Source organism: Vibrio sp. 1557 (assembly GCF_033340175.1).
Lineage (GTDB): Bacteria > Pseudomonadota > Gammaproteobacteria > Enterobacterales > Vibrionaceae > Vibrio > Vibrio alginolyticus.
This window is the reverse complement of record NZ_JAWOVZ010000022.1, coordinates 21,257-41,399: the sequence shown is the minus strand read 5'-3', so window position 1 is coordinate 41,399 and position 20,143 is coordinate 21,257. Positions and strand designations below refer to the sequence as shown.

Below are 20,143 nucleotides of genomic sequence, written 5' to 3'. Positions count from 1 at the left end.
TCGTTTTTTAGAAAGAACTGAGGCCAATCCCAAAGCTTGCCATTTTGAAAAGCGAGGGATGAGCGTGATTCAGAATCTACCAACAAACAGTGCTGTGGCAGAAGTGTTTTTTCTGGCTTCACAGCACGTTGATAGTGGATTCCTGATCTCGCCTAGGCTCGTCGGAATGACGGATTCATTCGTTTTTTAGAAAGAACTGAGGCTAATCCCAAAGCTCGTCATTCTGAACAGCGAGGGACGAGCGTGATTCAGAATCTACCAACAAAAAGTGCAGTGGCAGAGGAGTTTTCTCTAGCTTCACAACACGTTGATAGTAGATTCCTGATCTCGCCTAGGCTCGTCGGAATGACGGATTCATTTTTTTAGAAAGAGCAGTGACCAATCCTAAAGCTTGCCATTCTGAATAGCGAGGAACGAGTGTGATTCAGAATCTACCAACAAAAAGTGCAGTGGCAGAGGAGTTTTCTCTGACTTCACTGCACGCTGATATTAAATTCCTGATTTTGCTTAGGCTCGTCGGAATGACGGATTCATTCGTTTCTAGAAAGAACCGAGGCCAACTCCAAAGCTTGCCATTCTGAATAGCGAGGAACGAGTGTGATTCAGAATCTACCAACAAAAAGTGCAGTGGCAGAGGGGATTTTCTCTGGCTTCACAGCTCATTGATATTAGATTCCTGATCTCGCTTAGACTCGTCGGAATTACGGATTCATTCGTTTTTAGAAAGAGCGGTGGCCAATCTCAAAAACTCGTCATTCTGAACAGCGAGGGACGAGTGTGATTCAGAATCTACCAACAAAAAGTGCTGTGGCAGAGGAGTTTTCTCTGGCTTCACGCATTTTGCTATTAGATTCCTGATCTCGCTTAGGCTCGTCGGAATGACGGATTCATTCGTTTTTTAGAAAGAACTGAGGCTAATCCCAAAGCTCGTCATTCTGAACAGCGAGGGACGAGCGTGATTCAGAATCTACCAACAAAAAGTGCAGTGGCAGAGGAGTTTTCTCTAGCTTCACAACACGTTGATAGTAGATTCCTGATCTCGCCTAGGCTCGTCGGAATGACGAGGTCTTTCTTCTCGCCTTAAACAATAAAGCTTGCGCCTTCTTCTGCACTCGATACGTTTTGGCGGATCACGCTAAACAAGCCTCGTCCCCAAGTTTGTTGGGTCGATTCGGTATCGAAATGAATCAACTCGCGACCAGTGGTGTCGCTTAAGTTGTTCAGTTCGCCCGTTTGGCAATCAAGGCGAATCAAATCACCGTTGCGCACCAAACCAATCGCGCCACCACGAATGGCTTCTGGAGAAACGTGAATCGCAGACGGAATTTTACCGGATGCACCAGATAAACGACCGTCCGTCACTAGCGCGACTTTAAAGCCCGCTTTTTGCACGTTCCCTAAAATTGGCATCAGCTTGTGCAGTTCAGGCATGCCATTTGCCGCTGGGCCGTTGTGTGTGACCACAACGATGCAGTCTTTGTTCAGCTCGCCACGTTTGTACGCGGCCTCCACTTCGTGTTGGCATTGGAATACGATCGCAGGTGCCACAATCACGCGTTGCTCTTCTTTCACCGCAGACACTTTCACCACGGCTTTGCCCAAGTTACCGTGAAGTACGCGAGTGCCGCCGGTGTTTTGGAAAGTGGCGTCTGGTTTGGCGATCACGTCACCGTCTTGGCTGCCTTGGCACGGTGTCCAAGTCAGTTGGCCATCGACAAGGCTCGGCAGCGTCATTTGGTCTTCAAATTCACCAAACACGGGTTTCACATCGCGATGCAAAAGCTCGGATTGGTTCAAGCGGTGCAATAACGCGGGCACGCCCCCCGCGTCTTGGAACGCGTTCATATCGGCTGGGCCGTTCGGGTAAACGCGAGCTAACAAAGGAACCACATCCGACAGATCGCTGATGTCTTGCCACGTGAGCAAGATGCCAGCAGCACGCGCCACGGCGATCATATGAATGGTGTGATTGGTACTGCCGCCAGATGCGAGTAGAGCGATGATGCCGTTGACCAAGCTCTTTTCTGTGACCACTTCTGCCAACGGACGGAAGTGTGCAGAACCCGCCGTCATTGAGGCGATTTTCAGAGCCGCGTGATCGGTTAACGCTTTACGCAGTTGGGTATGGGGATGGATGAATGCCGAACCTGGCAGCATCAAGCCCATGGCTTCGAACACCAACTGGTTGGTGTTGGCTGTGCCGTAAAACGTACACGTCCCCGCAGAGTGGTAAGCGCGACACTCCATATCCAGCAGAGCGTCTTTGCCGACTTCACCCGCTGCGTATTTTTGGCGCACGTCGACTTTCTCTTCGTTGCTGATGCCTGTTGCCATCAGACCCGCTGGTACAAACGCAGTCGGTAGGTGCGCGTAAGACAGCGCGCCCATCAGTTGCCCCGGGGCGATTTTGTCACAGATGCCAAGCAGTAATGTGGCATCAAAGACATTGTGGCTCAAAGACAACGCCGTTGATTGCGCAATTAAGTCACGCGAAAACAGCGACATATCCATGCCTGCTTGACCTTGAGTCACCCCATCGCACATCGCTGGCACACAACCTGCGACTTGCGCTGTATGGCCGTAGTCCGCCAGTACTTGTTTGATTTGCGCTGGATAGTCTTGGTACGGCTGGTGGGCGCTCAACATGTCGTTGTAGGCGCTGATCAGCGCGAGATTGGCATGAGTAAAATCGAGAATATTTTTCTTTTCAGAAGAGCAAGAAGCGGCGACTGCATGGGCTAAGTTACCACAAGATAAACCAACACGGCCTTTGCCAGCTTCGGCTTGCACTTCGGTGCGAGCAAGAAAGGCAGCGCGCGCTTCGCGGCTGCGCTCGGTCAAGCGTTGTGTGACCTCAATAACAACAGAGTGAGTCATTACGCCACCTCGATCGCTTGCATTTTGATTAGCTCAGTAGCAGAGCGTTCCACCACGTCGCTGATGTCTCCGTCGATACTGACGATCAGAGTTTGAGGCTCGTTGTCTGGGCGCTCTAGTGTCTCGAATTGGCTCTTCACCATGTTTTCTTTCATGAAGTGGCCTTTGCGCATACGCATGCGATTAAGGATCAACTCCCTATCGCCATCAAGGAACAGGAAGGTCACGTTGTCGTTGCCTTCGCGGATCTGATCGCGGTAAATCTTTTTCAGTGCTGAACAGACAATAATGCCGTGTTCGTTTTTGCTTTCTAGGCTGTACGCCGCATCACGAATGCGTTCTAGCCATGGCTTGCGATCATCATCGTTCAGAGGCTGGCCCGATGCCATTTTCTGAATGTTCGCTCGTGGATGAAGATCATCACCATCAATGAATTTACGCCCTAGCTTTTTCGCTAGATGCTCACCAATTGTGCTTTTACCACTAGCACAAACGCCCATAACGATGACACTACTACCAGCCATAACTTATCCTCATAACCAAATTTGCGCGTGATCTCAATTTTTGAATTCACTTTAAAATATGGGTTTATCTTATTCATGTTATCGGTAACATGTTACCGGTAACTGAAATAAATGTGAACCATAACACAAACAATAATTCTTAAAGGTGAACCTATGGAGCAATTAACCCAAGCCCCAGATCCTACGTTCCTACTGACGATTGCAGGCCTTGCCATTGCAGCGTTACTCGTTCTGATCATTAAACTGAAAGTCCATGCTTTTGCTTCCCTTACTATGGTGAGTTTAGGCACAGCAATCGCCACTGGCGTTCCTTCTGAGAAAGTCGTATCGACCATGATGGGCGGCTTCGGCGGCACACTGGCTTCCGTAGCATTGCTGGTTGGTCTTGGTGCGATGATCGGTAAAATTCTTGAAGTGACTGGCGGTGCGAAAGTGCTGGCAGACACTTTGATTGGTCGCTTTGGTAAAGAGCGCGCACCATTTGCTTTGGGCGTCGCTTCATTACTGTTTGGCTTCCCAATCTTCTTCGATGCTGGCCTTGTAGTGATGATGCCAATCATCCTCAGTGTGGCGGCTCGTTTTGGTGGCTCACCAATTAAATACGCGTTGCCTGCAGCTGGTGCTTTTGCGGTTATGCACGCGTTTGTTCCACCACATCCAGGTCCGGTTGCAGCGGCCGAATTCCTTGGCGCAAACATCGGTCTGTTATTGGTGGTGGGTATTCTGGTAGCTATTCCAACTTGGTACCTTGGCGCTTACCTATTTGGTTTGTACGCGGGCAAAAAATTCGATATCCCACTATCTAAAGCCTTCTTTAATGGCGAAGCGATGGTGGATGAGCGCAACGCACCAAAATTTGGCACGGTTATGACCATCCTTGTGCTGCCAGTCCTGCTAATCTGTTTGGATACGGTATTGAACACACTGGCGGTTGCGGGTGTGATTGATGGTAAAACGGCACTGGTTGAGTTCCTACGTATGCTAGGTAAAACCCCAGTTGCGTTGCTGATCACTTTGATTGTCTGTCTGGCTGTGTTTGCCAAAGACTACGGCATGGCAAAACTAGAAAAATTATGTGGTGAGTCATTGGCTCCTATCTGTGGTGTTATCCTAGTAACGGGTGCAGGTGGCATGTTTGGCGGCGTACTGCGCTCAAGCGGTATTGGTGATGCACTGGCTGACGTTCTTACAGACACAGGTATGCCTGTGATTGTGGCGGCGTTTGTGATTTCAACTTGTCTGCGTGTTGCTCAAGGCTCGGCAACCGTAGCGCTAACCACTACGGCGGCTCTTATCGCGCCAGTAGTGGCAGCATCAACAGGTTTGAGTGAACTCGACCTTTGCTTTATCGTAATCGCGATTGCGGGTGGTGCAACGGTACTGTCTCACTTCAATGACTCTGGTTTCTGGTTGGTATCTCGTCTGCTTGAGATGGATGAGAAAACCACATTAAAAACTTGGACGGTAATGGAAACGTTACTTGGCGGTATCGCGTTTATTATCGTCGCAACATTAAGCTTTATTCTTTAGAGGTTCCCCATGACAACACTTGAACAACGATTAAGAGAAATCAAAATCGTCCCAGTTATCGCAATCAACGACGTAGCACACGCTCTGCCACTGGCAAAAGTGTTGGTAGAAAACGGTTTACCATGTGCGGAAGTGACATTCCGCACCGAAGCGGCGGCGGAGTCGATTCGCATCATGCGTGAAGCGTACCCAGAACTGTTGATTGGCGCGGGCACCGTTCTGACCACAGAACAAGTGGATATCGCAATCGAAGCGGGCGTGGACTTTATCGTTAGCCCAGGCTTCAACCCAACCACAGTGAAATACTGTCAGCAACGTGGTGTGACTATCGTACCGGGTGTAAACAACCCAAGCTTGGTTGAGCAAGCGATGGAAATGGGTCTGCGTACGTTGAAGTTCTTCCCTGCTGAGCCATCAGGCGGCGTAAACATGCTGAAAGCACTGACGGCGGTTTACCCTGTGGAATTCATGCCGACAGGTGGCGTAAGCCCATCCAACGTGGAAGATTACCTAGCGCTGAAATCGGTTGTGGCTTGTGGCGGTACTTGGATGGTGCCAACCGCAATGATGGACAACGGCGATTGGGAAGGCATTGCTGAATTGGTGCGCGCAGTTAAGTAAAACGCACAAACGGCTCCGAAATACCCCCGAACGTTAGAAAACGTGATACGAAAAAGGGTCATCAAGTTACTTGATGACCCTTTTGCTTTTTGGAATGAAACGGCTTTAGAAGTGATGCTTCATAAAGCGCTTAATAAAGCGAATGAAATCTGCTTCGGCTAGCTTCGCGCACTTCAATGTTTGGGCGTGAGACAATTCTACATCTCCCAAGCCTTCTGCCATGTTGGTGATCGCACACACTGCCAATACGGGTAAGCCGCAATGCGCCGCAGAAATCACTTCTGGCACGACCGACATGCCCACTACATCACCACCGATGATTTGCATCATGCGGATTTCGGCTGCGGTCTCAAAGTTGGGGCCTGTGTAAGAGACAAACACGCCTTCATTGAGGTGAATGCCATTGGCTTTGCCGACTTCAAACGCTTCTGCGCGCAGGGCTTTGTCGTACGCATTGGCGAGGCTGAAGAACCTCGGGCCGTACTCTTCATCATTCGGACCGATCATTGGCGATTCAGGCATGGTATTGATGTGGTCATGAAATACCACCAGAGAACCGACGTCGATGCGTTCAGGGCGAAGTGAGCCTGCCGCGTTGGTGACGAGCAGAAACTCACAGCCCAGCTTTTTAAAGGTGCGTACGGGCGTGGTCATGACCTTCATTGAGCCGTGTTCGTAGTAGTGACCGCGACCTTTCATGCACACTACGTCTACGCCGCCCATGGTGCCAAGTACCAACTCACCAGAGTGGCCTTGCACGGTGCTAACCGGAAAGCCTTCGAGCTCTTCGTATGGAATGACCACTTTGTCTTGTAGCTCGTCTGCCAATACGCCTAAGCCAGAGCCTAAAATAAACGCCGCTTTAGGTTGGAAGTTTGGTTTGCGTTCGCGAATGGTTTGTAGCGCGCCGATTACTGGATCGTGATTCATGTTAGTCACCTTCTGGTTGTGTGTTGATTCCATTGTGTGACTTTCTGCGCTGGTTATCTTTGCTTTATTCTCTACTATCATCCTTAAAAAGAGGATGATGAAATTTGCTAGGACTCAATGCATGAAGTCAGAACCATTTGAGCGCGTGACGCTGAAGATGCTGCGTTACTTTTACGAGGTCGCACAAACCAAGCATTTCACTAAGGCCGCCGAGAACCTTAATATCACCAATTCGCCGTTGAGCAATCGCATCAAAGAGTTGGAAGAGGTGCTTAACGTCAAACTGTTTGAGCGTGATTCAAGAAACGTCATGCTAACGGAGGCCGGGCGATTGTTGGAGTCCAAATGCCAACTGATTTTTCAGACCTTAGATGTCTCGCTCAATCAAGTGCAGCAAGTGGGTTTGAACCAGAGAAACATCTTGCGAGTTGGTGTGGTAAGTAGCGCATTTTGGGGCGGATTTGATCGTCTGTTACAGCGCTTCCATGCTGAGCATGACACTTATCACGCCGACATTTTTGACCTTAACCCAGAGACGCAAAAGAAGCACCTGAGCGAGAAGAAAATCGATGTGGGCATTGTGCGTTTTGCCGATGCACTCAACATTTATCCGTATCAGTCGGTGTCTTTGGGCAAAGATGTGTTTGTGGTGGCGGTGTCGGAGCAACATGAGTTAGCCAGCAAATCTTTGCTGCGACTCCAAGATTTAAAGACGTGTGAGTTTGCGTTTATGAGTTTGGCGAATTCTGCCTCGGCAAACTTCATCATTAATGCCTGTCTGCAAGAAGGCTTTTCACCCCATATTGGCAAACAAGTGGTGGAGCCAAGCACCTTGATGGCGTATGTGGCAAACAGCAATACCGTGACGTTGGTGCCGTCGACGTTTTCTCAGCATCATTGGCATGGGATTCGTTTTATCAAGCTGAAAGAGTCACTGCGTGCAGACTTGTGTCTGATTCATGACGGTAAGCAGGAGAGTGCTATCAAAGCCGAGTTTATTCGCACGTTATTGGAGAGCGCGAGTTAAGCATGGGCTAACAAAAAAAGGTCACCCTAAGGTGACCTTTTCAAATGATTCGCTGAAATCAGCAATGCGATTAGCGCGTAATTAACGCATCGTTACGAACTCTTCAGAGCCCGTTGGGTGGATAGCCACAACAGAGTCGAAGTCTGCTTTGGTTGCGCCCATCTTCATTGCTACGCCGAAGCCTTGGATCATTTCATCTACCGTGAAACCGATGCCGTGTAGGCCAACAACCGTTTCTTCTTCGCCCGCACATACAAGCTTCATCTTACATGGTTGACGGTGCTTAGTAACAGCGGTGTACATCGCAGTAAAGCCAGATGTGTAGACTTTGATGTTGTCTTTGCCGTACTTCTCTTCTGCTTCTTGCGTTGTTAGACCGATAGTGCCGATTGGTGGGTGGCTAAATACCACAGTTGGTACTAAATCGTAGTCCATCTTCGCGTTTGGTTTGTTGTTGAACAAACGCTCAGAAAGTTGACGACCCGCTTTCACTGCTACTGGTGTTAGTTCGATACCGCCTTCCATGATGTCACCCACACAGTAGATGCCTTTCACGTTAGTTTCTTGGTATTCGTCTACCTTGATGTAGCCTTTTTCGTTCGTTGCCACGCCGGTTGACGCTAGGTTGATTGCGTCTGTCGCTGGGTGACGACCGATTGCCCAAATCAGTTGGTCAACGTTTTGGCTTTCACCGTTTTCTAGGTGCAGAGTTAGGCTGCCATCGGCTTCTTTTACCACTTCTTTTGGTACAGAGTGGGTGTGCAGTTTTGGACCTTCTGCGTCCATCACTTCAACCAACGTATCGATGATCATTGGATCGAAGCTACGTAGTGGTGACTCTTTACGTACGAACAGGTGCGTTTCTGTACCTAGCGCATGCAGTACGCCAGCAATTTCAACTGCGATGTAGCCTGCGCCCACAACCGCAACGCGTTTTGGTTGCTCTGCTAGGTCGAAGAAGCCGTTTGAATCGATGCCGTATTCAGCGCCTGGAATGTTTGGAATAGTAGGACGACCACCAACCGCGATCAGGATGTGATCTGCTGTGTAGTGTTCACCGTTTACTTCGACAGTTTTTTCGTCAACAAACTTAGCAAAGCCTTTAATCACGTTTACTTTATTGTTGCCAAGAACGCGATCGTAAGATTGGTGAATACGACCAATGTACGCCTGACGGCTCTCAACCAGTTTGCTCCAGTTGAAACCTTTCACGTCGACATCAAAACCGTAATCTTCTGCGTACAGGTTCATTGCTTCTGCGATTTGCGCGCCATGCCACATCACTTTTTTCGGTACACAACCTACGTTGACACAGGTACCGCCAAGGTCTTGAGCTTCGATTAGCGCAACTTTCGCGCCGTACATCGCCGCACGGTTTGCAGATGCGATGCCGCCACTGCCGCCACCGATACAGATATAGTCAAAATGAGTCGCCATTACTTTCTCCAAGAGCTTATAAATTTTATCTGGTACATAGATAGATTGGGATGACCTTGTCCGAACTCAATGCCACCGTTATCCCACTATCATAAATCGAATTCGACTAATTCCTAAATGGGAAAAAGCGACAATACTTATGACAAATAGCGATGAGAGGCACAAAAAGAAGAATAAGCACGACTGGAGGGAGAAGGTGAGAGCATAAAAAAGCGCAACGAGAATATCGTTGCGCTTGAAGGTATCGGTACTGAAGTGCTTACTCTGGCACAATCCAGTCCACTTTCCAGTGGCCAGTTGCTGGTGCGATCGCGTCTTGCAGGAATGGCAGAATCTCTTTCATCTGGCTTTCCAGTTTCCATGGCGGGTTAATCACAATCATGCCGGATGCCGTCATGCCGCGCTCGTTGGTATCTGGTGCAACACCTAACTCGATTTGCAGAATTTTACGAATACCGAGTGCTTCCAAACCTTCGATCATATCTTCGATGTCGTGACGGTTTACCACTGGGTACCAAATCGCGTAGATACCGGTTGCCCAACGTTTATGGCTCTGATGAATCGCTCGCACCACATCGCGGTACTCTTTCGCGAGTTCGTATGGTGGGTCAATCAGCACCAAACCACGACGTTCTTGTGGCGGTAAGCTTGCTTTGAGGCGTTGGAACCCGTCCTCTTTGAAGATGCTCACTTGGCGATCACGATGGAATTCTTGCTCTAACAATGGGTGATCGGCCGGGTGCAACTCGGTCAGCACCATGCGATCTTGTGGGCGGATTTGCGCGCGCGCTACACGTGGTGAGCCTGGGTAGTAACGCAGCTTCTCGCCGTTGTTGAGCACTTTAATGGCATCGATGTAGCTTTTGATGTCTTCAGGAATGCTTGGGTTATCCCAAATACGTGCGATGCCTTGTTTGTATTCGCCCGTTTTTTCAGACCATTCGTGAGTCAGATCGTAACGGCCCACACCCGAGTGGGTATCGTGATAAACGAATGGCTTATCTTTTTGTTTCAGCGCATCAAGAATGAGGCTTTGAACGATGTGTTTGACCACGTCGGCATGGTTGCCAGCGTGGAAGCTGTGGCGGTAACTTAACAAATTAAACTCTCGAAACACTCTTTGGCTGAGTGTGGTCTGTGATTTTCACTCTATGGCGGTATTATACTCAAGTAACTTAAAGATGTAGAACTTCCAATCAAATCTGTTCCTCTGATAAGGGGACGCTATTGAAATTTCTTTAAGTCACCCACACTTACTATTGGTAATCGAATTGAACTAGGTGAGTTTCTCGCACTCAAAAGGGTGTGAAATTTCATTTAGGTATAACAAGACTCAAGGACAGAGTAGCGCTGGTTGACTATATGATGGTCATCGCGGCATAGAGAAAGGGAACGGAGCTCCCCCAATCCATGTTGCTGGCTCGTCTGTACATTGAGTTGGCCTATCTACACAAAATAGACAGGCAATCACAGAGTCAAAACACAAAAGGAATTATTCATGTCTAATCCTCTTCTGACGTTTACGGACCTACCTCCGTTTTCTCAAATTAAACCAGAACACATCAAGCCTGCCGTTGAGCAAGCGATTGCTGACTGCCGAGCAAAAATCGATGAAGTTCTACAAGACAACGCTCACCCAACTTGGGACAGTGTGATTGCGCCAATTGAAGAAGCGGATGATCGCTTAAGCCGCATCTGGTCGCCAGTGGGTCACATGAACTCGGTAGTGAACAGCGAAGAGCTACGTGAAGCTTACGAAAGTTGCCTACCAATTTTGTCAGAGTACGGCACTTGGGTTGGTCAGCACAAAGGGTTGTACGAAGCGTACAAAACCATCAAAGCGAGCGAAGAATTTGCAACGTTAACTCGTGCCCAGCAGAAAACCATCACTGATGCACTGCGTGATTTCGAGTTATCAGGCATTGGTTTGCCATCCGATGAGCAGCACCGTTACGGCGAGATCAGCAAACGTATGTCTGAGCTGAGCTCTAAATTCTCTAACAATGTGCTGGATGCCACCATGGGTTGGACCAAGCACATCACAGACGAGAAAGACCTAGCAGGTATGCCAGAATCGGCGCTGGCAGCAGCGAAAGCTGCCGCAGAAGCAAAAGAGTTAGATGGTTACCTAATTACGCTAGATATCCCATCTTACCTACCTGTCATGACGTACTGCGATAACCAAGAGTTGCGTAAAGAAGTGTACGAAGCGTACGTGACGCGCGCTTCTGATCGAGGTCCAAACGCAGGCAAATGGGATAACTCAGAAATCATTACTGAGCAGCTAAAACTGCGCCATGAAATTTCACGTATGCTAGGTTTCAATACTTACAGTGAAAAGTCGTTAGCAACAAAGATGGCTGAAACGCCGGATCAAGTGCTGGGCTTCCTGAATGACCTAGCGACACGAGCGAAACCGCAAGGTGAACGTGAAGTCGAAGAGTTACGTCAGTTTGCGAAAAGTGAGTTTGGTGTTGAAGAGCTGAACGTTTGGGATATCGCTTACTACAGCGAGAAACAAAAGCAGCACCTGTTCCAAATTTCGGATGAAGAACTGCGCCCATACTTCCCAGAGTCAAAAGTCGTGAGCGGTCTGTTTGAAGTGCTAAACCGCGTGTTTGGCATGACCGTTACTGAGCGCGAAGGCGTAGACACTTGGCATGAGTCCGTGCGCTTTTTCGATATCTTTGATGCTGAAGGCACACTCCGTGGCAGTTTCTACCTAGATCTCTACGCTCGTGAACACAAACGTGGCGGCGCGTGGATGGATGATTGTCGTGGCCGTCGCGTTACGCTATCTGGCGAGCTGCAAACGCCGGTTGCGTATCTAACGTGTAACTTCAACCGTCCAGTGGGCGACAAACCAGCACTGTTCACGCACGATGAAGTCGTGACGCTATTCCATGAATTTGGTCATGGAATCCACCACATGTTGACGCAAGTTGATACAGGTGCTGTTTCAGGTATTAATGGCGTGCCTTGGGATGCGGTTGAGCTACCAAGTCAGTTCCTAGAAAACTGGTGTTGGGAAGAGGATGCGTTGGCGTTCATTTCTGGTCACTATGAGACAGGTGAGCCGCTACCGAAAGCGATGCTAGACAAAATGCTCGCAGCGAAAAACTTCCAATCTGCGATGGGTATTTTGCGTCAGCTAGAATTCGGCTTGTTCGATTTCACGCTTCACACCGAATATGACCCAGAAGTGGGTGCGCGTGTACTGGAAACTCTGGCGAAAGTGAAAGAGAAAGTCGCGGTAGTTCCTGCGGTTGAGTGGGCGCGTTTTTCACACAGCTTCGGCCATATTTTTGCCGGTGGCTACAGTGCGGGTTACTACAGCTACCTATGGGCTGAAGTGCTGTCGTCAGACGCGTATTCTCGCTTTGAAGAAGAAGGCATTTTCAACAAAGAGACGGGCCTAAGCTTCCTGAACAACATCCTAGAAATGGGGGGCAGTGAAGAGCCAATGGAGCTGTTTAAGCGCTTCCGTGGCCGCGAGCCACAAATCGATGCACTGTTGCGCCATTCGGGTATTGCGGCGTAAATTGAGCAAAAAACATCAAGGCCAACCGAACGGTTGGCCTTTTTTGTACATTTTTTATAAAAAATTTTACGGATTTACGTTTCGGTTGATCGGGTTCTGCAACGATATCAATGTCTCCGTGGACTGAACCTCATCAATGGCTTGCAGCTTGTCGATCAGTACAAATTGCAGCTCTTCAATCGATTTGCACATCAATTTGACGAATATGTTATACGCGCCCGTGGTGTAGTAAGCTTCAACGACTTCGTCGAGCGCGTTGAGTTTTTCTAACGCGGAGTGGTAATCACGAGCTGCATTGAGGTTAATACCAATAAAGCAGCACACATCGTAGCCAAGCTTTTTAGTATTGATGATCACCTCCGTTCCTTCGATGATGTCCGCCGACTTCATCTTCTCGATACGCACATGGATAGTGGCAGGGCTGACATCGAACTGCTTTGCCATTTCTGCGTAGGGCGTTCTGGCGTCAGCCATCAGTGTTTTTAATATTGCGCGGTCAAGGTCGTCGAGTTTCGGCAGGCTCGCATTCATACTATGATTTCCGTTAGGGATAGAGTTTTACCTCCCTTTTATACTCATAGCGGATAGGATTCACAAGGTTTGGCAGGAGTAACTGCGGGTTAACTCCGAGCTATGGAGATAATGTGCAGCGTTTTCTGGTTATTGCCGCGCTATGTTGGAGCGCGTTTGCTACGGCCTCAGATCCGAAGGTGTTGGTCGTGCACTCCTATCATCAGGGTTTTTTCTGGACGGACTCCATACAGCGAGGCATCGAGCAACAGCTGGGCGATCGAGCGCTGGACATGCGTGTGCTCTATCTAGACTCGAAACGTAACCAGAGTGAGCAGTTTTTTGCACAACTAAAATCCTTATATCTTACGAAATTACGCAAAGAGCGATTCGATGCCATTTTAGTGAGCGATAACAATGCGCTTGAACTCATGCAGCGTTTAGCCCCAATCATCAAAGACACCCCAGTTATATTTAACGGCATTAATAACTACCATCCTTCTTTACATCGTTCTCTGAATGCAACCGGAGTCATGGAAGATGTCGATTTGGAAGCGAATCTCGCTCTTATTGAGCGCTTACATCCGAACTACACACAAGTTCTCATCGTCAGTGACCACTCGGTGACCGGTGAGGTGTTGCGTTATCAAATCGACAATTTTGTCCTCAAGTTCCCGCAATATCGAGACAAAATCGTACAACTTGTCCCAGACAGCATCATCGATCTAAAACAACAAGTCGCAAAACTGAGTTCCGATAAAGTCGTCTTGTTCTGGACCTATTACCGAGATAAACAAGGTATGGTTGGCAGCGAGCGTGACTGGGTTGGTGTCAACAAAGTCTCAAACGCGCCGCTGTTTATGGTGCATGACATTGGTTTGGGTCATGGCGCAGTTGGAGGGGTTATTCAAAGTGGTTATCGGCATGGTATTGAGAGCGCAGAGATGCTTGAGTTCGTTTTGGATAATCCTGATCAGCCTCTGCCTGCCGTGAAAAAAAGTGATTCTGAAATAAAGCTCGATTACCAAGCGGTAGCGCGTTGGGGATTGGGGGCTGAACAAGAGGTTTCTGCGGTATTTTTTAATAAGCCAATGAAGCTTTCTGAACGTTTTGCCAAGGAAATTCGCCTGTTTGGTAGTCTGTTTGTGGTGATGTCGGTGGTCATTTTGCTGATGGGTTATTATTTACAGCGGATGCGTCGAAGTGAGAGCGCTGCGCGAGAAAGCCAGGCTATTCTAGAATCGATTTTCGATCAGAGCATGCAGTATATGGGCATTTTGGATGCCAACGGTGTGCTTAAATCGGGCAACGATCACCTTCAATCCTTACTTTATCACCGAGGACTGCGTTTAGACCGACCACTTTGGTTTCATCCCAACTGGAGTGAGAAAGCCCAAGCGCTGCTAGAGGAGTATTTCCATGCGCCTCACCATCAAGTGTCGACGTTTGAAGCTGAAATTTGGAGTAAAGAACACGGCGCCTTGGTATTAGAAGTTTCGCTCAAGCCTTTTTCTCAGCAAGTAGGGAACCATAAGCAATACTTGTTTGAAGCGCGCGATATTACCAGTCGTAAATTGATGGAGGACAAGCTCTACCAACGTGAGTCAACCCTACGCAACTATTACGAGCAGCAGCCCGTGATGATGGTGACGCTTGATAGTAATAACCGAATTCAAGAAGTGAATCGATTTGCTCAACTACTTCTTGGCTACAAACCGATGGACATGCTCGGACATCGCCTGAGGGAGTTCTATTTTGATGACAAAGTGCTGTTCCCTCGCCAAGTGTTATTGCAACCCAACCAGCAAGTGCATGGTGTTTGGCGACGTGAAGTCGAGTATCGTCATGCAAATGGTCATCGTGTTTGGGTGCGCGAGAATATTCGTCCGCTGAGTGAATCTGAGCAACTGCTGATTGTGGGCGAAGATATTACCGAAACCAAACTGCTTTCCGAGAAATTGGAATACCAAGCTCGCTATGACTTACTGACGGGGACTTACAACAGAAACCACTTTGAACTAGAGCTTAAGACCGCACTGTGCGAAGTGGACAGCCATCGTAGAGTCCACGCCATGTTGTACCTCGACTTAGATCAACTAAAAGTCCTCAATGATACGGTTGGGCATGATGCAGGTGATGCGGCGATTCAATTCTGCGCAAGTATGCTGGAAGGCGTTCTGCCGTACAATTCCATCTTGGCTCGAATGGGAGGCGATGAGTTTGCGGTGTTACTCAAAGACTGTGACGAATATGGCGCCATCAATATTGCCAAACTGATCATCTCGACACTAAGCGAACACCTCTTTATTTGGGAAGACACACGCCTGTTCATCAGTTGCTCAATTGGTATCCGTATCATCGATCATACCGCTGATACGCCACAAATGGTGCACGCTCAAGCAGACTCTGCTTGTCACGCCGCTAAAGAGCAAGGCCGTAACCGCTATAATCTATTCAGCTTAGATAACGAAGAGTTGCAGCGTCGTCAGATGGAAATGCAGAGCGTCAATTTGGTGCATGAGGCATTGTCGAATCAACGTTTAGAACTGTTTGCTCAACCGATAAAAAGCTTACAAAAGCACGAGACTCAAATGTATTTTGAGATTTTGGTGCGTATTCGCAATGGGTACGGTGATTATGTTTCTCCTGCGCTGTTTATCCCTGCTTCCGAGCGCTACAACATTGCCCATTGGATTGATAAGCAGGTTATTACTCAAACGCTAGAGTGGTTTGAACAGCGTCCTGAGGTGGTTGAACAGCTTGGTCGCTGTTCGATAAACCTTTCAGGTCAATCTATGGGGAATCAAGAGTTTATTGATTTCTTATTGGATCGATTGGAAAGTTCGACTCTGCCGTGTGAAAAAATCTGCTTAGAAATCACCGAGACAGCAGCGATGAGTAATCTGGATCAAGCCATTGAGCTGTTTACCAAGCTAAAGGCTTTGGGTTGCATGATTGCATTGGATGATTTCGGATCTGGATTGTCTTCATTTGGTTACTTAAAGAAACTTCCTGTCGATATCGTGAAAATTGATGGTCTTTTCGTGCAAGATATCAACGTAAATGAAATGGACCGCGTGATGGTTCGTTCCATCAATGACTTGGCGAAACAGCTCGGCAAAGTGACGGTGGCGGAGTTTGTCGAAAATGACCAGGTCATGCAGCATTTGATAGACCTCGGTGTGGACTACGGCCAAGGCTACGGTATTGGCCATCCTAAGCCGCTTTCTGAGCTAGTGGAGCAACTGACGGCTGTATAACCTTTGCGTAGCAAGCTCAACCTAGCATTAATAGGTAACTTAGGTATACACTCAGCGCCAGTTACCTCGATTTTTATTGGAGCCTCCTTTTGCAACTGCAATTGATCTGTGAAAACCCGTCTCAACAATCTCATCTTGATGAACTCGCTGCGCGTTGGCAGCTTTCACACACTGACGATAGCGATTTTGCTTTGGTGCTAACCACCGAGCGTTTGGAGCTACGTAAAGTGGATGAGCCAAAGCTGGGTGCAATCTTTGTGGATTTGATTGGTGGTGCGGTAGGTCATCGTCGCAAGTTCGGTGGTGGTAAAGGCCAAGCAATTGCGAAAGCGGCGGGGTTGAACAAAGGGGCAACGCCAACCGTGTTAGACGGCACGGCAGGTCTTGGTCGTGATGCGTTTGTGCTCGCCTCGCTAGGTTGTAAAGTGCAGATGGTCGAGCGTCATCCAGTCGTAGCGGCTTTGTTAGATGATGGCTTGGATCGAGCGAAACAAGACCCAGAAATCGGCACCTGGGTATCTGAGCGCATGTCGCTAATCCATGCCTCTAGCCATGATGCGCTGGAACAATTGGCGCAAGATAAAGACTTTGTCCAGCCAGATGTGGTGTATCTTGACCCGATGTATCCGCACCCAGAAAATAAAAAGAAGTCGGCGCTCGTGAAAAAAGAAATGCGCGTTTTCCAATCGTTGGTTGGCGCTGATTTGGACGCCGATGGCCTACTAGAACCAGCCATGGCGTTAGCCACAAAGCGTGTAGTAGTTAAACGCCCAGATTATGCTAACTGGCTGAACGAGAAAAAACCGACCATGGCGATTGAAACGAAAAAAAATCGCTTCGATGTCTATGTTAAAGCATCGATGGCATAACTTCCTGACGGCTCAACTTTTCTTGTCACAGTACGGTGTGTCGTGCTGTGACTCAGCCTCTCTTTCCTCGTCTCTATTGATAGTTTTCTCTTGCTAATTCCCTTCCCTGACTGTATATCTAACTAAGAATTATTATTATTTCACTTGTTGTGATGCGGTCGATAACTGGGAAGCTGGAGTAGTAGAATGGCTAAACGTTTATGTAAAATGAGTCGCAAACAGATCGCGGCAGAACTTGGTGATATCCATCGTTTAGTTGTCGCACCAAAATTCGTTTGTGGTTCTTGCGCACGCTCTTCATCGGCCAAAGATACCCTTTGTAAGCCAGCCGCAATTCCTCCACAAAAATGCCAAGACAAGCCATTGAGTGAGCAACAAGCATGTGGCTTATTGGTTGAAGCTCTGCCATCACAAGCGATTCCAGTGACCACGAAACAAAGCAACGAAAAAGCCGCGATTGTGAAGCGTGTTGTTGAGCGTGTGAAAGAGAAAAAACAAGCCGAAAAATCTCCGGAGCCAGTAAGAGCCGACGCACCAGTATGGTTTGATTTAGCGGATAAAAAATCGCTCAAGAAAGCGAAAAAAGCACTGAAAAAGCACTATAAGCAGCAAAAGAAGTTGCTAAAAGTGGCGAAAAAACAACAAAAGTTACTTAAGCGTCAGCGCAAGCTTGAAGCGCGCAATGCGAAACTAGAAGTGTTGCTGCCAACGCCACCTAATGCTTTGATGAGCGCAATCTCACAAGCCAAAGTGCATTAATCAAACAAAAAACGCTCTCCAGTCGGAGAGCGTTTTTTATTGTCGAAATGTTTATAGGATTAGCTGCGTTACTTATTGGCGTAACTCATCTCTACGCGCTTTTTCACCCAGGTTTCGTTAATCCATAGGGATAGCATGATGATCGCACCGCCAATGGCGAGTCGCATGACATCAACATCGCGGTTCCAAATCACAATGTTTACAATCAAGCCCGCCGGAACCAATGCATTGTTCATTACTGCCAGTGCGCCTGCGTTCACCATAGTCGCGCCTTTGTTCCAAGCAAAGTAACCAAAACCAGAAGCAATCAACCCAAGGTATGTCAGAATGCCCCATTGCGTTGTAGTGGTGGGTAGTTTGTCGAGGTTACCCATGAGCGCGAAAGCCACGGTTGCTACACAAAGTGCACCTAAGTAGAAGTAGCCAAACACGGTGTGTTGTGGCAAATCGACGGGTTCACTCTCCATGATATATTTGTAGCCCACCTGACCGATGGCAAAGCAGAGGTTTGCTCCTTGTACGACCAAAAAGCCCAGTAGGAAATCTTCATTAATGCCTGCAAATTTAATCCAGGCGGCACCAAATACGGCTATTGCAGCGGTAACTAAGTACCAAGGTGAAAAGCGACCTTTCAAGAAGTCATAGATTAGCGTGACGTAAATGGGTGTGAATACGGTGAACAGCAATACTTCTGGCACGGAAAGGAGCAAAAAAGATTGGTAGTAGAAGCAATACATCAAGCCGAGCTGGAAGCCACCGACGGTCATCAGTTTCGCGATTAGGGATTTGCTAACGCCACGGAATTTCAAAAAGGGAATGAAAACCAGGCTCGCCAGTGCCACGCGCATGAACACCGAGAACCAAGAATCAACCTGACCGGCGAGGTAAACGCCGATCAGGCTAAATGAGAATGCCCAAAGTAGGGTAACTGCGGATAGATAAGCCATGGATGAGAATCTTTATCAACAACAAATGTGCCCGCAGTCTAACCAAGTTTTATCGCTGCGCCAATCAGTCTTTTAGCGGTACGACCAGCATATCGACTGGTGAGCAGTTAATCAGCTGTCGAGTCGAAGATAGAATCTTGCTCCAGAAATCTTGGTGATGACCACAAACCACCAAATCAATACTGTAATCTTGAATGGTATCGCACAGCTCATTACTCAAATCGCCACTACCGACTAAAGTATGGGCAATTGGGTATTGCGCATATTCAGCGAAGTTTGCCAATTGTGTGCGCGATGCTTCCATTGCTTGATGTTGCGCTTCTGCCATATTGATATCGATAAGCCCGGTGTAGAGTTCTGCGTAGTTCACGTCGATGTGAATAAAAGAGACTTTCGCATCCAGAGGTTTAGCCAGTGATACGGCTTTCTTAATCAACACTTTACTGTCGTCTGAAAGGTCGACTGCCACAAGTATGTGTTTGTAACTCATATTGCTATCTCCTTGTAAGGTCATAGTTTTAGATTAGCACCAACCCCAAAAAAAATTTGCTGAAGTGATCTCATATCGGTGCCGTAGGTACAAAGTCTTGTCTCAGTAATCATGTTATAGTGGCGTTATACCCAAGTGACTTTGATATGCTGAAATAAGCGTAGTGTTACTGACTAGAGTTGAAGTGAAACTTCGCCGTGTCTGCCAGACCAAGCTATTCTCGCAGCGTCATTTATTTCGAGGTTACTTGGGTATATTGCATGCACAATAATAGGAGTTAACATGCTGTCTCAAACTATGGTCGAACAATTGAATGAGCAAATTAACCTAGAATTTTTCTCATCCAATCTATACTTACAAATGAGTGCTTGGTGTGAAGACAAAGGTTTTGAAGGTGCGGCTGAATTTTTACGCGCTCACGCCGTAGAAGAAATGGAGCACATGCAACGCCTATTCACTTACGTGAGTGAAACTGGCTCAATGCCAATCTTAGGCGCTATTGATGCGCCAAAGCATGACTTTGCGAGCCTAGGTGACGTTTTCCGCGAGACATTTGAACATGAGCAAATGATCACGGAAAAAATCAACAAACTGGCGCACGTTGCATTTACTAGCCAAGACTACTCAACGTTTAACTTCCTACAGTGGTACGTGTCAGAACAGCACGAAGAAGAGAAGTTGTTTAAAGGGATTTTAGATAAGATCGAACTGGTAGGTGAAGACGGTAAAGCGTTGTTCTTCATTGACAAAGATCTAGCACAAATGGCGAAAGAAGGTTCATCTTCAATCATGGATGCTCCAGCTGCGTAAACGCGTTTTGG

The 20,143-nt window shown here is 47.9% G+C and carries 16 protein-coding genes; 8 read left to right on the top strand and 8 right to left on the bottom strand.

Going from position 1 to position 20,143, the window contains the following annotated elements:
* Positions 1 to 1,080: 1,080 nt before the first annotated feature.
* Entirely contained in the window at positions 1,081 to 2,877 is a 1,797-nt protein-coding gene (gene edd, locus R7070_RS19880; protein WP_033905870.1) for a phosphogluconate dehydratase, read from the bottom strand.
* A complete protein-coding gene (locus R7070_RS19875; protein WP_033905875.1) occupies positions 2,877 to 3,401 on the bottom strand; it encodes a gluconokinase in 525 nt (174 codons plus the stop codon). Before R7070_RS19875 ends, edd begins: the two co-directional genes overlap by 1 nt.
* Positions 3,402 to 3,554: 153 nt before the next feature.
* Between R7070_RS19875 and R7070_RS19870 the strand changes: the two genes are divergently transcribed.
* The gene (locus R7070_RS19870) at positions 3,555 to 4,931 is read left to right on the top strand and encodes a GntP family permease (protein ID WP_012841240.1); all 1,377 of its coding nucleotides are present in this window, start codon (positions 3,555 to 3,557) and stop codon (positions 4,929 to 4,931) included.
* Between the two features lie 9 nt (positions 4,932 to 4,940).
* Positions 4,941 to 5,552, top strand: coding sequence for a bifunctional 4-hydroxy-2-oxoglutarate aldolase/2-dehydro-3-deoxy-phosphogluconate aldolase (locus R7070_RS19865; protein ID WP_005394384.1), 612 nt, complete (start codon positions 4,941 to 4,943; stop codon positions 5,550 to 5,552).
* Positions 5,553 to 5,657: 105 nt separating this feature from the next.
* Here the strand turns inward: R7070_RS19865 and xapA are convergent, their stop codons facing one another.
* Positions 5,658 to 6,482 (bottom strand): xanthosine phosphorylase, encoded by an 825-nt coding sequence (gene xapA, locus R7070_RS19860; RefSeq protein WP_054579537.1) that lies wholly within the window; start codon positions 6,480 to 6,482, stop codon positions 5,658 to 5,660.
* A gap of 121 nt (positions 6,483 to 6,603) precedes the next feature.
* On the opposite strand from xapA, the gene R7070_RS19855 reads away from it, so the two are divergent.
* The gene (locus R7070_RS19855) at positions 6,604 to 7,509 is read left to right on the top strand and encodes a LysR family transcriptional regulator (RefSeq protein ID WP_318141280.1); all 906 of its coding nucleotides are present in this window, start codon (positions 6,604 to 6,606) and stop codon (positions 7,507 to 7,509) included.
* A gap of 81 nt (positions 7,510 to 7,590) precedes the next feature.
* Here R7070_RS19855 and gorA read toward each other — a convergent pair whose 3' ends face one another.
* Positions 7,591 to 8,946, bottom strand: coding sequence for a glutathione-disulfide reductase (gene gorA / locus R7070_RS19850; protein WP_054579538.1), 1,356 nt, complete (start codon positions 8,944 to 8,946; stop codon positions 7,591 to 7,593).
* 259 nt (positions 8,947 to 9,205) lie between these two features.
* Complete coding sequence (locus R7070_RS19845) at positions 9,206 to 10,045, bottom strand: 23S rRNA (adenine(2030)-N(6))-methyltransferase RlmJ (protein ID WP_005379158.1); 840 nt, start codon at positions 10,043 to 10,045, stop codon at positions 9,206 to 9,208.
* Positions 10,046 to 10,444: 399 nt separating this feature from the next.
* Between R7070_RS19845 and prlC the strand changes: the two genes are divergently transcribed.
* Entirely contained in the window at positions 10,445 to 12,487 is a 2,043-nt protein-coding gene (gene prlC / locus R7070_RS19840) for an oligopeptidase A (RefSeq protein WP_017635033.1), read from the top strand.
* Between the two features lie 66 nt (positions 12,488 to 12,553).
* On the opposite strand, the gene asnC is transcribed toward prlC, so the two are convergent.
* Positions 12,554 to 13,018 (bottom strand): transcriptional regulator AsnC, encoded by a 465-nt coding sequence (asnC, locus tag R7070_RS19835; protein WP_005389595.1) that lies wholly within the window; start codon positions 13,016 to 13,018, stop codon positions 12,554 to 12,556.
* A 113-nt stretch (positions 13,019 to 13,131) separates the two neighbouring features.
* Between asnC and R7070_RS19830 the strand changes: the two genes are divergently transcribed.
* The 3 genes from R7070_RS19830 to R7070_RS19820 all read left to right on the top strand — a co-directional run bounded on the left by R7070_RS19830 (position 13,132) and on the right by R7070_RS19820 (position 17,885).
* Entirely contained in the window at positions 13,132 to 16,257 is a 3,126-nt protein-coding gene (locus R7070_RS19830; RefSeq protein ID WP_222716760.1) for an EAL domain-containing protein, read from the top strand.
* An 89-nt stretch (positions 16,258 to 16,346) separates the two neighbouring features.
* Entirely contained in the window at positions 16,347 to 17,126 is a 780-nt protein-coding gene (locus R7070_RS19825) for a class I SAM-dependent methyltransferase (RefSeq protein WP_005379162.1), read from the top strand.
* A 186-nt stretch (positions 17,127 to 17,312) separates the two neighbouring features.
* Entirely contained in the window at positions 17,313 to 17,885 is a 573-nt protein-coding gene (locus tag R7070_RS19820; RefSeq protein WP_176311225.1) for a hypothetical protein, read from the top strand.
* A 68-nt stretch (positions 17,886 to 17,953) separates the two neighbouring features.
* Here the strand turns inward: R7070_RS19820 and R7070_RS19815 are convergent, their stop codons facing one another.
* Both R7070_RS19815 and uspA read right to left on the bottom strand, forming a co-directional pair.
* Positions 17,954 to 18,832 carry a carboxylate/amino acid/amine transporter gene (locus tag R7070_RS19815; protein ID WP_025768287.1) on the bottom strand — a complete coding sequence of 293 codons (879 nt, stop codon included), beginning with the start codon at positions 18,830 to 18,832 and terminating at the stop codon, positions 17,954 to 17,956.
* Positions 18,833 to 18,896: 64 nt separating this feature from the next.
* The gene (uspA, locus tag R7070_RS19810; protein WP_005379165.1) at positions 18,897 to 19,322 is read right to left on the bottom strand and encodes a universal stress protein UspA; all 426 of its coding nucleotides are present in this window, start codon (positions 19,320 to 19,322) and stop codon (positions 18,897 to 18,899) included.
* Positions 19,323 to 19,604: 282 nt separating this feature from the next.
* On the opposite strand from uspA, the gene ftnA reads away from it, so the two are divergent.
* Positions 19,605 to 20,132, top strand: coding sequence for a non-heme ferritin (gene ftnA / locus R7070_RS19805; protein ID WP_005379167.1), 528 nt, complete (start codon positions 19,605 to 19,607; stop codon positions 20,130 to 20,132).
* Positions 20,133 to 20,143 lie beyond the last annotated feature (11 nt).